Below are 13603 nucleotides of genomic sequence, written 5' to 3'. Positions count from 1 at the left end.
CCGGCTCACGCTCCGCTCAGGAAGTAGGAGGCGGTCACCGCGAGCAGCGCCAACAGGAAGGAACCGGCGAGGAGTTCCGGCACCCGGAAGAGCCGCACCTTCGCCCAGAACACCTCCGCCGCCGCCAGCGCCGCGCCGAGCAGCGCCACCTTGACCGCGAACGCCACCAGGGCGAGCGCCAGCGCGCCCACCGACGCCGAGGTGGCGATGCCCCACGGCACGAACAGCGAGGCGAGCAGCCCGAGCAGCACCGTGAGCCGCATCTGCGCGCCCAGCTCGACCAGCGCCAGGTCCCGGCCCGCGTACTCCAGGACCATCGCCTCGTGCACCATCGTCAACTCCAGGTGCGTGGACGGATTGTCGACCGGAATGCGCCCGGTCTCCGCGAGCACCGCGACCACGAGGGCCGCGGCGGCGAGCAGCCCGGCCGGGGACGCGAGCCGGTCGGGCTCGCGCACCGCGCCGTCGACGATCGCCGGCAGATTGGTGGTCCCGGCCGGTATCGACAGGGCGAACACCGCCATCAGGAGCGTCGGTTCGACCAGCGCGGCGATCGTCATCTCCCGCGAGGCCCCCATGCCGCCGAACGCGGTGCCCGTGTCGAGGCCCGCGAGCGCCAGCGTCACCGTGCCGAGCGCGAGCAGCGCCACCACCAGGATCAGATCCGCCCGCCCCGCGACCGGCGTGTCCGTCGAGAGCAGCGGGACCAGCGTCGCCACCACCAGCGTGGTCGCCACGAGCAGCGCCGGCGCCGTACGGAACGCCGGACCCGTCCCGGCCGGCGCGATCGGCTCCCGGCGCAGCAACTTCCTGGTGTCCCGCAGCGGTTGCAGCACCCCGGCCCCGGCCCGCCCCTCCAGGCGGGCCCGCACCTGCCGCATCAGACCCGTGAGCAGCGGCGCCCCGGCGACCACGGCACCCGTCTGCGCGGCGACCGCCGCGTACCCCAGCGCGCTCACCAGCCCACCACCAGGACGACGAAGAGGGAGAGCAGTCCGACGAAGCCGTACCCCAGATAGACGTGCACGCTGCCGCCCGCCAGCCGGCGCGCGGCCCGACCGGTGCGGGCGAGACCGTCGAGCACCGGCCGGTAGAGCCGGTGCTCCACCCGGTCCGGCACCCGGCCCCGGAACCGTACGCGCTCCACCAGATAGGCCGACTCGCGCACATGCGTGACGTCGACGTCCTGCTCGGGGGCGAGCACGTCGTCGAAGACCCGCTGCAGCGGCTCCGCGAACGAGGTCGCCGTATAGGCCATGCGCGGGGTCGGGGCCCCGCCGCCGCAGTCCCACAGCCGGGCCCTGCGCCGCCGGCCGCCCAGGATCCTCGGCAGGGCCGTGGCGAGCAGCACCGCCAGGGTGAGCGCGAGCGCCACCCACAGCGGCGACAGCGAGGTCGCGATGTCGTGCAGCCGGACCGTCAGGGCCCCGCCCGCCACCGAGCCGGTCCCCGGCAGGCCCGCGTCGGCCACCGCTCGGTCGAGCCCCGGGCCGAGCAGCCCCGGCACCAGGGCGAGCCCCGCGCACCCCGCGGCGAGCAGGCCCAGGCCCGAGAGCATCAACGGCGGTGCCTCACGGGCCCGTTCGGCCTCCCGGCTGCGCGGGCGGGCGAAGAAGCCGACCCCGAGGGCCTTCACGAACACCGCCGCCGCCACCCCCGCCGAAAGCGCCACGAGCCCCACCGCCAGCGGCAGCGCGATCGCCACCGCCACCCCCGGCATCTCAAGCCCGTGGATCAGCGACTGCAGCAGCAGCCACTCGCTGACGAACCCGTTCCCCGGCGGCAGCGCCACAGCGCCGAGCGCACCCATCGCGAAAAGCCCGGCCGTCACCGGCATCCGGGGGCGAAGGCCGCCCAGACGGTCCAGGTCCCGCACCCCGGTGGCCCGCACCACCGCACCCGCCGCCCCGAACAACAGGGCCTTGAAAGCAGCGTGGTTGACCACGTGCAGCAGGCCGGCGGCCAGTGCGAGCGCCGCGAGCCCCTGGTCGCCCGACGCGGCGAAGAGCCCCGCCGCACCCGTGGCCACCAGGACGAGACCCAGGTTCTCCGCCGTCGAGTACGCCAGCAGCCGCTTCACGTCCGACGAGATCGCCGCCTGCAGGATCCCGTACACCGCCGAGACCCCGCCGACCCCCATCAGCCCCAGCCACCACCAGGCGGGACCCCCGCCGAGCAGATCGAACCCGGTGCGCACGATCCCGTACGCCCCCAGATTCACCATCGCCGCGCTCATCAGCGCCGACACCGGCCCCGGCGCCTCCGGATGCGCCCGCGGGAGCCAGGCGTGCAGCGGCACCGCACCCGCCTTCGAGGCGAACGCCGCCGCCGTCAGCACGAACACCGTGCCCCGCACCGCCGGCGACAGCTCCCCGGCCCCGGCGCGCAGCGCGTCGAAACCCTCCCCGCCGGCCCGCGCGGCGAACAGCGCGAAGCCCGCGAGCAGCAGCACCAGACCCAGATGGGTCATCACCGCGTACCAGAGACCCGCCGTGCGCACCTCAGCCCGCGCCCGGTGCTCCACCAGGACAAGGAGCAGCGAGGAGAGCGCCATCACCTCCCACACGAAGAGGAACGTGGAGACGGAGGCGGCCGCCGGGACGAGGAGCAGGGTGAGCGCGAACAGCGGCAGCACCGCCTGCGCGGTGCGGGACGCCAGTCCGAGCGTGCCGTGCCCGGACGCGTAACCGATGCCGTACACGGCCACCGCCGCGACCACCGCGCCCGCCACCGCCATGAACAGGCCGGAGAGCGCGTCCACTTGCCACACCGTGCCCGCGAGCGGCAGCAGCTCCGGCAGCCGCCCCGTCCACTGCTCGCCGCCCAGGGCGCCCACCCCGGCCGCGCAGCCCGCCGCGCCGACCCCGGCCGTGCACACGCCCGAGGCCACCAGGCGCGCCCGGCCCGGCAGTACGGACCCGGCCACGGCGCCCGCGGCGGCCAGCGCCCCGGCGGCGCCCAGGCCCGCCGCGATCACCGGCCGGTCACCCGGCGCAGCGCCGCCACGATGGCTTCGGGTTCGGGTGGACAGCCCGGCACCGCCAGGTCCACGGCCACGACGTCGGAGACGGCGCCCTCGATCCCGTAACCCCCGGCGAACTCCCCGCAGTCGATGGCGCAGTCGCCGACCGCGACGACGATCGGCGGCTCGGGCATCGCCTGGACCGTGCGCCGCAGCGGCTCGGCCATGTTCCGGGTGACCGGCCCCGTCACCAGGGCCACGTCCGCGTGCCGGGGCGAGGCCACCAGCCGGGCGCCGTAACGCTCGGCGTCGTGCACGGGGTTGAACGCGGCGGCGATCTCGATCTCGCAGCCGTTGCACGAACCGGCGTCGACACAGCGGACCTGCGCCGAGCCCCCGAGCCGCCGGGCCTGCGGGAGAGGGCCGTCGGCGGGCGCGGGCGGCGCGGGTTCGGCGACCCGCCCGGTCGTACGGATCTTGCGCAACAAGCCCATGAACGCCCCTCCCGACAGGGTGGTGAGGACAGTCCTCCGTGGCGGCTAACGGGGTTCTCCGTAGCCGGAGTTACGGAACTTTCCTTGCGCTTTGCGTGCTTTGTTGAGATTTTGTACGAGCGATTCCGCGGCATGGCGGCCGCTCCATTTTGTGGCTCGGCTCACCTCCGGGCGCTGTGAGCCGGACTCACAGCCCCGTACGTGCTCGCCCCCTCATTCTTCGGGGGCTGCGCGCGCTCGGGGCTGTTCCCCCGGCGCGCCCTTCGGCTCGCTCGCCGGCGCCCGGCCGAGGGAGGCGACCGCCCCCGCACGCGGATGCTGTCCATGTGCGGCGAGGGCGGCCGCCGGTCTCGGCGGAGCCGTCAGAACCGGGGTGACGGCATGTCACCCCCTCTTCCGGGGCTGCGGGGCGGTGCGGGAGCCGGGCCATTCGTCGCTGCACCACTCGCGCAGCTCCCCGCCGTCGCCCTGGTGGGCGGCGAGCGCGGTGGCCAGGTCGGCGTGGACGGTCATCTCCGGGCAGTCGCCGCTGGGCACGAGGGAGCCGTCGGCGGGGATCGCGGCGAGTTCGAGGGGCCGGCCGCCGTCCCGCAGCCGGCGGGCGGCGTCGGCCACCGCGAGCTGGCCGCCCGCGGACCAGCCGCGCAGACCGGTGAGGTCGAGGATCACGGGACCGTCGCCGCGGGCCACGACCCAGCCCACCGCACCGCCGAACCGGCTGACCGCGTCGGCCCCGAGATAGCCGGCGAGCGAGAGCACGCTCAGGCCGGGGCGGGTGGTGTAGCGCCATTCGATGGTCATGGTGTTGCCTTCGCGGGTTGCAGGGGGAGGGTGATCCAGACGCTCTTTCCGCCGCCGTCGGCGTCCCGGCGGACCACACAGGTGCCGCCGGCGGCGGTCATCACCTCGGCGATCACGGCGAGTCCGCCGCCGGCGGTGGCGGCGAGGACCCCGGGATGGTGCGGATGCCGGTCGTGCACGGCGAACGCGAGCGTGTCGTCGCCCGCCGCGAAGGTGACCGTGAGGCTGGGCGAGGTGTCGGCGGCGTGCCGGACGCTGTTGGTGACCAGCTCGCTGAGGATCAGCAGCGCGGGCCCGAGCGCGGGATGGCCGGCGGCGATGCCCCACTCGGCGAAGGTCATCTCCGCCGTCTCGCGCACCACCCGGACCGCCGCGGGCAGCGTCGGCACCGTCAGCACATGACGGTGGGGCAGCGCTGCCGTCGCGGAGCTCATCGCGTCTCCACCGTGCCCAGGCGGTATCCCGTCACGGTCTGCGGGGTGATCCGCAGCAGGGTGTCGTGCGGCCCGTACGCCCAGCCGGGCAGGGTCCGCCGGTAGTGCGCGGCCTCGACCGCCTCGGCGACCGGTTCGGCGGGGCCGGTGACGGTCACGCTCCAGCCGCTGCCCGCCGGCATCCGGATCTCGTCGACCTGGTACGTCAGCGTCGGGCGGGCGTGCAGCAGATCCGCCTGCACCGGGGCGCGGACGATGAGCCGGCCGTATTCGAGGACGTGCACGGCGGGACGCACGACGGCCTGCTCGCGCTGGGCGAAGACCAGACGTCCGTGGGCGGCGCCTTCGAGCAGCCAGAGGGCCTCGGCCCCGGAGGTCTCGACGACCCGGCGGGTGGTCGGCACGCTCATCGGGCCGCCTCCTCGGGCACCCGTCCCGAGCCCTGCCCGGAGGGGCCGGGCTGTCCGGGGACCACCGGGAGGAGGCCGGCGCCGTGCAGATGGGCGCGGGCGCCCGCGATGGCCTCGGGGGTCGTGGCGTACTCGCGGCCGTCGAGCCGCAGCAGGTCGAGCGCGCCGACCGAGTCCAGGGCCTTGCGCTGCCCCGGCCGTATCCCCGAGGTCATGACGACGATGCCGCGCCGGTTGAGCTTCTCCACGGCGTCCTTGAGGACGAGTGCGCCGGTGGCGTCGATCGTGGTCACCCGGGACATCCGCAGGATGACCACGCGGACGTCGGCGACCTCGGCGAGTTCGAGCAGGAAGCGGTGGGCGGCGGCGAAGAACAGCGGGCCGTCGATCCGGTAGGCGACGATGTGCTCGGCGAGCAGGGCGTGCTCCTCCGCGGTGTGCTCGCCGGGCAGGTCGGCCGTGAAGTCGACCTCGGCGAGCCGGGCCTGCCGGGCCACGGCGCGCAGCGCGAGGGCGCCGGCGACGACGAAGCCGATGATCACCGCGTACACCAGGTCGAGCGCGAGGGTCGCGACGGCCGTGAGGACGAGCACGACGGCGTCGGAGCGGGTGGCCTTCGCCATGGCGCGCAGCGAGCCGACCTCGATCATCCGGATCGCGGTGGCGATCAGGACGCCGGCCAGCGCGGCGAGCGGGATCCGCGACACCAGCGGGGCCGCTGCGAAGACGATCATGGCGAGGACGGCGGCGTGGGTGAGGGCCGCGAGCCGCGACGAGGCTCCGGTGCGCACGTTGACGGCGGTACGGGCGATGGCGGCCGTGGCCGGGACGCCGCCGAACAGCGGGGCGGCCAGGTTCGCCAGGCCCTGCCCGAACAGCTCCCGGTCCGGGTCGTGCTTCTGGCCGACCGTCATGCCGTCGGCGACGGTCGCGGAGAGCAGCGACTCCAGGGCGGCGAGCGCGGCGACCGCGACGGCGGGCGCGAGCAGCGAGCCGAGCGCCGAGACGTCGAGGAAGGCGAGGGAGGGCGCGGGCAGTCCGGCCGGCAGGTCGCCGATGGGGGCGGCGGCGTCGAGGTGGAAGAGCTGGGCCGCCACGGTCGCGGCGACGACCGCCACGATCGAGAAGGGGATGGTGGGGCGCCAGCGGGCACCGAGCAGCATGATCAGCGCCACGCCGGCCGCGAGGCCGACGGCGGTCCAGTTCGGCGTCTTCACGAACTCCTGGATCGCGTGCCAGGTCACCACCAGGACCCGGTCGCCCTCGGGCTTGGGGACGCCGAGCGCGTTCGGGATCTGCTGCAGGCCGATGACCAGGGCGATGCCGAGGGTGAAGCCCTCGACGACGGGGGCGGGGATGTAGCGCATGTACCGGCCGGCCCGGGCCACCGCGAGGCCGATCAGCAGCACACCGGCCATCAGACCGACGGTCAGCACGCCGCCGGGGCCGTACTCCGCCACGATCGGTACGAGGACCACGGTCATGGCGCCGGTCGGGCCGGACACCTGCAGGTTCGAGCCGCCGAACAGCGCGGCGAGCGCACCGGCGACCACGGCGGTGGCCAGACCGGCCTCGGCGCCGAGGCCGGAGGAGACGCCGAAGCCGAGCGCCAGCGGCAGCGCGACGATGGCGACGGTGAGCCCGGCGAGCAGATCGCGACGGGGGTCGCGGCGCATGGCGGCGTAGTCGGCGCGGGCGGGCAGGAGGGAACGGATCCGGCGCAGGGCCGGGGCGAGGGCGGTGCTCATCGCGCGGCGACCTCGGCTTCCCGCAGCTCCGCCAGGAGCTCGTTCTGCCCCGCCAGCATCTCGGTGAGGATCCGCCGGGCGGCCTGCATGAGGTCGGCGACGTCGCCGCCGGCGAGCGTGTAGACCACGGTGGAGCCCTCGCGGGTGGAGGTCACGATCCCGGACCGGCGAAGGACCGCGAGCTGCTGGGAGAGCGCCGGGGGTTCGACCTCGATCTCGGCGAGCAGGTCGCGTACCGCCATGGGTCCGTTCTGCAGCAGCTCGAGGACGCGGATGCGGACCGGGTGGCCCAGCATCCGGAAGAACTCGGCCTTGGCCTGATACAGCGGAACCGGCACGATCGCGGCCTCTCCTCACGCCCCGCGCGGCGGCGGCGGGGTCCTGGCTCGGTGCTGTGCCCGCGGCTACCTGCGGGCACAGCGAAACCATCATGTATCGAATTGCCGAATTATGCAATTCATGCATTGGGGAGAGGTGCAGCACAGGCCGGTGTGGCAGGGGGGTTCGGGCGTGGCCGGCGGGCGGCGCCGGCGGGGGGAGCCGGTGGGTTCAGCCGGCCTCGACGAGGCGGATGCCGGTGACCAGGTCGGGCCGGATACGGACCACCTGGTCCATGGTCTGGTCCGACCAGGGCGTGAGCAGACGCTCGTAGCGGGCCAGGTCGTCGGGGTCGGTCACCGGATGGCAGTAGCCCGTCACCACGGTGCTCCAGCCGAGCCGGGTCGTCATGTCGATGTCGTCCGCCTCGTAGGCCACGACGACTCCGCGCGACCCGGCCTCCCGCGTGCTGAGGACGAGCGCGCCGCTCTCGTGGGTGCGGATGACGATCTGCCCGTCGTCGACGATGTGGTTGACCGGGCGGATCGCGGGCAGCGCCTGCCGCGTGAACACGATCCGGCCCAGCGGAACGCCGGCCAGCAGGCGCAGGGCCTCGTCGGCGTCGAGCTCGACCGAGCGGCGCGGACCGGTGGCGGCCGGGGCGGAGGAGCGGGTCGGAGCGTCGTTCATGGGTGGCGTCCTGAGTCGGCGGGGCGGGCGGTCGGGAGGGGCGGGGTGGGGGTGCTCCGCGGGTGGCTCATTTCAGTAGACGACCGGGCGGGTGCGGGGCGGAAGGGCCGTTCGGCCCCTTGCCGCCGCCCGCGGCAGCTCGCTTCACTGCGGGAGACGAGGATGTCACGCAGGAGGCGCGAGGGGTGAGCGAACGGTGATCGTCGCGGTGGGACACATCGATCTGAGCCGGGAGGCGAGGACCGCGGTGGAGGCGGAGCTGAGCGCACGGCTGAGCCGGCTGCCCGCCGGGGAGGCCGGCCTCGTACGGGCCGGCCGGGGCGTCCCTGCCCTGTTCGCCCGCGCGGCGAAGGCCGCCGGCCGCCGCCTGGTCGTCACCTTCCCCGCCCCGGAGTCCGGTACGGGCCCGGCCCCCGAGACGCTGCCGCCGGCCGACCGGCTGCCCGCCGGGGACCTGCTCGCGCTCGCCGACGAGGTACGGCTGCTCGCCTACGACCCCGCCGACCGCGACGCCTGCGTCTGCGCCGACGAACACCTGGTCAAGGGCTGCCGGCACCTGCTCGCCGTTTGGGACGGCTCGCCGTCCAACGGCCGGGACGCCACGGCCCACCTGGTCGCCTACGCCCTCGCCCGGGGCATCCCCGTGGACGTCGTCTGGCCGGACCACGCCCGGCGCGAGTCGACGGCCCCGACGCGGTAGCGGCGTCCGCGCGGTCGCGTCGCCGGGGCGCCGGCCGCCGGAGCCGTCGAACACCTGTGGGCGGGCCGTTCGGCCCTTGGGGGCGGGGGAGCGGCTCGGCTTCACTGCGGCGCATCCATGGCCCGTTCCCGACGGTGGCCCTTCCCGACGCCAGTGAGGCGGTACGCAGTCCGATGAACCCGATGGCCGACACCCCCACACCCACCCGGCACCGCCCGTCCCACGGTCGGGCGGGCGGCACGCGGGCCGCCACCCGCGAGCCGGCCCCCCTCGGCGCCTCGCGGGCGTCGGCCTGGCTGCTGATCGTGACCGGCGCCCTGGGCACGCTCGCCTCCTTCGTCATCACCGTCGACAAGTTCGAACTCCTCGCGAACCCCGGCTTCAGCCCGTCCTGCAACCTCAGCCCGGTCGTCTCCTGCACCAACGTGATGGCGAGCGACCAGGCCTCCGTCCTCGGCTTCCCGAACCCCCTGCTCGGCCTCGCCGCGTACCCCGTCGTCGTCGCCATCGGCGTCGCGCTGCTCGCCGGCGCCGCCTTCCGCCGCTGGTTCTGGCTCGGTCTGCATCTGGGCACGGCGCTCGGCGCGGTCTTCTGCATGTGGCTGATGAGCCAGGCGCTGTACGAGATCGGCGCCCTGTGCCTCTGGTGCTGCCTCGCCTGGGCCGCCACCATCGCGATGTTCTGGTACACCACCGTCCACAACCTGCGCCACGGCATCCTCCGCGCGCCGCGCGGACTCGTCGCGGGGGCACTGGAGTTCCACTGGGTGGTGCCGGTCACCTGGTACCTGGTCGTCGTCCTGCTGATCGCCACCCGCTGGTGGGACTACTGGCGGACGCTGCTCTGACGACATTCGGCCGCGCGGCGGACCGCCAGGACGGTGGTGTCGTCCGTCAGGCCCGTCGCCGCGTGCGCCGTGGCCGCCGCGCGGATGCGGGTGACGAGGACGCCCGGGTCGGTGAGGGTGGGGTCGGTGCGCAGCGAGCGGGCGAGGTCGTCGTAGAGCGGGTAGAACTCGCCGTCGGCGTCGCGGGCCTCGGTCACGCCGTCGGAGAACAGCAGCAGGGTCTCGCCGGGGGCGAGGGTGACCGTCGTGGCGGAGGGGTGCTCGTCGGTCAGGGACAGCATGCCGAGGGGCAGCGTGGACTCGCCGGCCAGCGGGCGGACCCCGGCGGTGCTCACGGCGAGCGGCGTGAGGTGGCCGCAGTTGACCAGGTCGACGGCGGTGCCGGTGGTGTCAGGACCGGCGGGCGGGAAGTGGAGGAGCGCGGCGGTGGCGAAGCGTTCCGTCTCGTCGCTGCCGAGGGCCCGCACGTACTCCTGGTGGCGGCGGAGCCGCGCGTCCATGCGCAGGGCGACGTCGGCGAGGTCGCCCTCGTGGGCGGCGGCCTCACGGAAGCTGCCGACCAGGGCCGCCGCGCAGGCGACCGCGTCGAGCCCCTTGCCCTGCACGTCGCCGAGGACGAGCTGGGTGCCGTGCGGCGAGGGCTGGATGTCGTAGAAGTCCCCGCCGACCCGGGCGGCGACGTCCGCCGCCGTGTACGTGGCGGCGTGCTCCAGGTCGCCCCACCGCGACGGCAGCGGGCGGAGCACCGTACGCCAGGTGGTGTCGGCGACCTCGCGGACGCGGGCGGCCCGGCGTCCGGCGCGCAGCCGGGCACGGCACACGACGAGCGCGCCCAGACTGCTGACCAGGATCAGGCTGAGTCCCGGGGCGGTGCTGCGGAGGGTGACGTACACCGCCAGGGTGAGCGCCGCGTAGAACGCGGTGACGCGCAGGCCGCACAGCAGCGCCGCGAGGCCGGGGACGAGGAGCAGCCACGCGAGGCACTGCCCGCTGTTGAGGTGGCCGGCCCCGTAGCCCGCGAGGACGAGGGCCATCAGGAGGCCGGGGAGGAGGAGGACCAGCGCGCGGCCGTGGCGCGAGCAGGCAGCGGTCACGGTCGTGAGGCGGTGGCGCTCCAGCGAAAGGTTCACGTTTTAACTAGACCTGACGGCCGGGGGACGGTCGACCGGCCCAAAGTCCCGAAACCGCCGGCCGAAGTCCCTACGCGCCCCCGCCCACTCCAAGGGCCTGGATGTCGACCATCCCGTACGCCTGGTTGACGTAGACGTTCGTCAGGCGCGGGTTGCGGTAATTCAGGGCCTTGGTGGCGACGACCGGCAGGTAGTAGGCGCCGTCGGTGACCTTGTGGTTGATGTCGCGGTGGAGCTCGGCGGCCTTCGTGGGGTCGGTCTCCGCGGCGGCCCGGTCGAAGAGGGTGTTGATCGCCGGGTCGTTCACCTGGGCGTAGTCGGTGTTGCCCGAGGCGGTGATCGACCGGCCGTCGGCCAGGGGCCGGAGGAAGCTCGCGCCCTGCGGGTGGTCGCCGACCCAGCCGGTGACGATCAGGCCGTAGCCCTGGTTCTTGACCGTGCTCGGGGAGCCCACGCTGGAGTAGAACTTCGAGAGGTCCAGCTTCTCGATCTCGAGCGTGATGCCGACCGCCTTGAGGCTGTTCTTCAGCACCTCGGCGGTGGCGACGTTCTGGGAATGGCTGTCGCGCACCGCGAGCTTGGCGGCGAAGCCCTGCGGGCGGCCGCAGGCGCGCAGCTCCTCGCGGGCCTTCTCGGGCTGCGCCTTGCCGGCCGTCAGGCCGTAGGGGTCGTAGGCGTCCGACCCGGGGACCGTCGGGGGCAGCAGACTGCCGAGCGGGGCGCCGGCCGTCGGGCCGCCGCGCGCGGTCTGCAGGGCCCGGGGGTCGGCCGCGTAGAACACGGCCTTGCGGCAGTGCACGTTGTCGAACGGCGCCGTCTTCGACACCAGCGCCACCATCGGCACATAGCCCGTGGCCGGCGCGTCCGCCGAGGCCTTCAGCTTCGCGTCGCCGAGCACCCGCGCACGGGCGGCCTGCGCCAGACCGCCCTGCTGCGCGTCCAGGTCGGCCGAGCCGTTGAGGAGCTGCGCGGTCAGCGCCTCGGGATCCTTGGTGACCGTCAGCTCGATCCGGTCCGGCAGCGCCCGGCGCAGCGGGTCGGTGGACTGCTTCCAGTTGGTGTTGCGCACCAGGACGAGCGACTGCTCCGGGGTGTACGAGGCGAACTTGTACGGCCCCGAGGCCACCGGCCGCTGCCCGTAGCGCGCGCCCGTGTCCCGGTCGCGCGGCACCGGCGCGGTCGCGCCCATGGCCAGCAGGTGGGGGAACATCGAGTCCGGCTTCGCCAGGCGGAACACCAGGGTGCGGTCGTCGGGCGTCTCGATCGCCGACAGGCCGTTCTTCTCGGGCGTCGTGTCCTTCGCCGGGCCGGGGTACTTCCCCTGCGGGTCGAGCGCCTCGACGAAGTAGGTGGGGCCGCCGCTGACGACCGACTGGTCGAAGACCCGCTCGATCGCGTACTTGACGTCCTTGCTCGCGATCGGCGTGCCGTCCTCGAAGGTGACGCCGGACCGCAGCCGCACGGTGTACGTCTTCCCGTCCGGCGACACCTCCGGCTGCGCCTCGGCCAGATCCGGTACGAGCGAGGTGCCGGCCCGGCCCGGCTTGGCGTCGTACGCGAGCAGCGTGCGGGCGTAGAGGCGCTGGACGTTCCAGACCCAGCCGTAGTACGCGCGGCCCGGGTCCCAGGAGTCGGCGTCGTAGGCGGTGCGCAGCCGCAGCGTGCCGCCCTTCGCGGTGGACGGGTTGACCACGTTCGTGACGGCCGCGTCGAACCCGGTGGCGCCGGAAGGGGTGACGTCGTTCTTCGAATCGTCGTTCTTGGAGGCGGACTTGTCGTCCTTCTCCTTGCCCTGGTCCAGCAGGATGGCGGTGGTGACGCCGCCGCCCGCCACCAGCGCCGCCGCGACGGCGATCGCCACGATCCGCTGCCGGTTGCGCGCGGGGCGGCCCGGAGCGGTCGGGGCCGCCGGGCCGGCCGGCCCGGGCCACGTGGTGGACACCAGGCCCGGGGCCTGCGACGGCATCGGCGGCACGGTCCGCGGCAGCGGCGGCGCCGGCGGGGGAGTCTCCACCACGGGCGTCGTCGGTACGGGCGCTTCCGGAGCCGGAGTCCCGGGTACGGGCTGCGCCGGTACGGGCTGTGCGGGTGCGGGTGCGGGTGCGGGTGCGGGCTGTGCGGGCGCCGGCGCGGGCCGCTTGGCCAGGGCGTCCCGGGGGTCGGGCGTCGCGGGCGGCGGCGTCTTCGCTGCCTCCGCCCCCGCCGGGCGGGTGAGCGCCGCGGCCACCGCGCCGGGCAGCCAGTCCGTCTCCTGCGGCAGCCCGCCGCCGTAGGTGTGGGTGCCGGTCTCGCCGAGCAACCGGGCGAACTCCGCGAGGAGTTCGGGCACGGTGGGGCGCCGTGCCGGGTCCTTCTCCAGGCAGCGGGCCACGAAGTCCGTGCCGTCGGGCAGGCCCCGCAGGTCCGGAGTCTCGTACACCGCACGGAAGTTGACCGAGTGCGCCGGGCCGACGCCGAACGGCGCGGTGCCCGTGCCGGCGAAGGCGAGGACCGCGCCGAGCGAGAACACATCGCTCGCCGGGCCGATCCGATGACCGGTCACCTGCTCGGGCGACATGAAGCCGGGGGTGCCGATGACCATGCCGGTCTGGGTGAGGACGCTGGACTCGGTGGCCAGGGAGATGCCGAAGTCGATGACGCGCGGGCCGTCGGTGGCGAGCAACACGTTCGACGGCTTGAGGTCGCGGTGGATCAGCCCCGTGCCGTGGATGGCCTCCAGGGCCTCGACGAGCCCGGCGCCCAGATAGTGCAGCGAGCGCCGGGGCCAGGCCCCGTGGGCCTGGATCGCCGCGTCGAGCGGCAGGCCCGGAACGTAGGCGGTGGCGAGCCAGGCGGGCGAGCCCTCGGGGTCGGCGTCGACGACGGCCGCGGTGAAGAAGCCGGTCACCCGGCGGGCCGCCTCGACCTCCCGGGCGAACCGGCGCAGGAAGTCGGGGTCCTCGGCGAGTTCGGCGCGCACCACCTTCACCGCGACCATCCGGCCGCTGGTCGAACGGCCCAGGTACACGCGGCCCATGCCGCCCGCGCCGAGCCGCGCGAGGATCCGGTACCGCCCCACCTGCCGCGGA

13 protein-coding genes are annotated in these 13603 nt (G+C 74.7%); 2 read left to right on the top strand and 11 right to left on the bottom strand.

Annotation, left to right across the window (positions count from 1 at the left end):
- Positions 1–5 precede the first annotated feature (5 nt).
- The 9 genes from KV205_RS07035 to KV205_RS06995 form a co-directional block, all read right to left on the bottom strand.
- Entirely contained in the window at positions 6–959 is a 954-nt protein-coding gene (locus tag KV205_RS07035; protein WP_265863065.1) for a respiratory chain complex I subunit 1 family protein, read from the bottom strand.
- Complete coding sequence (locus KV205_RS07030) at positions 956–2977, bottom strand: proton-conducting transporter membrane subunit (RefSeq protein ID WP_265863064.1); 2022 nt, start codon at positions 2975–2977, stop codon at positions 956–958. Before KV205_RS07030 ends, KV205_RS07035 begins: the two co-directional genes overlap by 4 nt.
- The gene (locus KV205_RS07025) at positions 2974–3456 is read right to left on the bottom strand and encodes an NADH-quinone oxidoreductase subunit B family protein (RefSeq protein WP_265863063.1); all 483 of its coding nucleotides are present in this window, start codon (positions 3454–3456) and stop codon (positions 2974–2976) included. Before KV205_RS07025 ends, KV205_RS07030 begins: the two co-directional genes overlap by 4 nt.
- 384 nt (positions 3457–3840) lie before the next feature.
- A complete protein-coding gene (locus tag KV205_RS07020) occupies positions 3841–4257 on the bottom strand; it encodes an STAS domain-containing protein (RefSeq protein ID WP_265863062.1) in 417 nt (138 codons plus the stop codon).
- The gene (locus tag KV205_RS07015) at positions 4254–4691 is read right to left on the bottom strand and encodes an ATP-binding protein (protein WP_265863061.1); all 438 of its coding nucleotides are present in this window, start codon (positions 4689–4691) and stop codon (positions 4254–4256) included. The genes KV205_RS07020 and KV205_RS07015 overlap by 4 nt, the downstream gene beginning before the upstream one ends.
- Positions 4688–5101: a pyridoxamine 5'-phosphate oxidase family protein gene (locus tag KV205_RS07010; protein ID WP_265863059.1), complete on the bottom strand. Its 414-nt coding sequence runs from the start codon at positions 5099–5101 to the stop codon at positions 4688–4690. The genes KV205_RS07015 and KV205_RS07010 overlap by 4 nt, the downstream gene beginning before the upstream one ends.
- Complete coding sequence (locus KV205_RS07005) at positions 5098–6849, bottom strand: SulP family inorganic anion transporter (protein WP_265863057.1); 1752 nt, start codon at positions 6847–6849, stop codon at positions 5098–5100. Before KV205_RS07005 ends, KV205_RS07010 begins: the two co-directional genes overlap by 4 nt.
- Complete coding sequence (locus KV205_RS07000; RefSeq protein WP_265863056.1) at positions 6846–7187, bottom strand: metalloregulator ArsR/SmtB family transcription factor; 342 nt, start codon at positions 7185–7187, stop codon at positions 6846–6848. The genes KV205_RS07005 and KV205_RS07000 overlap by 4 nt, the downstream gene beginning before the upstream one ends.
- Before the next feature lie 211 nt (positions 7188–7398).
- Positions 7399–7857 carry a pyridoxamine 5'-phosphate oxidase family protein gene (locus KV205_RS06995; RefSeq protein WP_265863054.1) on the bottom strand — a complete coding sequence of 153 codons (459 nt, stop codon included), beginning with the start codon at positions 7855–7857 and terminating at the stop codon, positions 7399–7401.
- A 196-nt stretch (positions 7858–8053) separates the two neighbouring features.
- Here KV205_RS06995 and KV205_RS06990 point away from each other — a divergent pair, with 196 nt between their 5' ends.
- Together KV205_RS06990 and KV205_RS06985 are read left to right on the top strand one after the other, a co-directional pair.
- On the top strand, positions 8054–8557 hold the full coding sequence (locus KV205_RS06990) for a hypothetical protein (protein ID WP_265863052.1): 504 nt from the start codon (positions 8054–8056) through the stop codon (positions 8555–8557).
- Positions 8558–8739: 182 nt separating this feature from the next.
- The gene (locus KV205_RS06985) at positions 8740–9405 is read left to right on the top strand and encodes a vitamin K epoxide reductase family protein (RefSeq protein WP_265863050.1); all 666 of its coding nucleotides are present in this window, start codon (positions 8740–8742) and stop codon (positions 9403–9405) included.
- On the opposite strand, the gene KV205_RS06980 is transcribed toward KV205_RS06985, so the two are convergent.
- Positions 9384–10535 carry a PP2C family protein-serine/threonine phosphatase gene (locus KV205_RS06980; protein ID WP_265863049.1) on the bottom strand — a complete coding sequence of 384 codons (1152 nt, stop codon included), beginning with the start codon at positions 10533–10535 and terminating at the stop codon, positions 9384–9386. The genes KV205_RS06985 and KV205_RS06980 overlap by 22 nt on opposite strands.
- A gap of 70 nt (positions 10536–10605) precedes the next feature.
- Complete coding sequence (locus KV205_RS06975) at positions 10606–13593, bottom strand: ABC transporter substrate-binding protein (RefSeq protein WP_265863047.1); 2988 nt, start codon at positions 13591–13593, stop codon at positions 10606–10608.
- Positions 13594–13603: the final 10 nt, after the last annotated feature.

It is taken from the genome of Streptomyces sp. SKN60, from assembly GCF_026236535.1.
Classification (GTDB): Bacteria; Actinomycetota; Actinomycetes; order Streptomycetales; family Streptomycetaceae; genus Streptomyces.
Note: the sequence above shows the minus strand (reverse complement) of the source record. Positions and strands in the feature narration are given on the sequence as shown.

Coding starts and splice junctions, on each gene's coding strand:
- KV205_RS07025 (WP_265863063.1), bottom strand. CDS start 3,456: ATGGGCTTGTTGCGCAAGATCCGTACGACCGGGCGGGTCGCCGAACCC.
- KV205_RS07020 (WP_265863062.1), bottom strand. CDS start 4,257: ATGACCATCGAATGGCGCTACACCACCCGCCCCGGCCTGAGCGTGCTC.
- KV205_RS07015 (WP_265863061.1), bottom strand. CDS start 4,691: ATGAGCTCCGCGACGGCAGCGCTGCCCCACCGTCATGTGCTGACGGTG.
- KV205_RS07010 (WP_265863059.1), bottom strand. CDS start 5,101: ATGAGCGTGCCGACCACCCGCCGGGTCGTCGAGACCTCCGGGGCCGAG.
- KV205_RS07005 (WP_265863057.1), bottom strand. CDS start 6,849: ATGAGCACCGCCCTCGCCCCGGCCCTGCGCCGGATCCGTTCCCTCCTG.
- KV205_RS06995 (WP_265863054.1), bottom strand. CDS start 7,857: ATGAACGACGCTCCGACCCGCTCCTCCGCCCCGGCCGCCACCGGTCCG.
- KV205_RS06985 (WP_265863050.1), top strand. CDS start 8,740: ATGGCCGACACCCCCACACCCACCCGGCACCGCCCGTCCCACGGTCGG.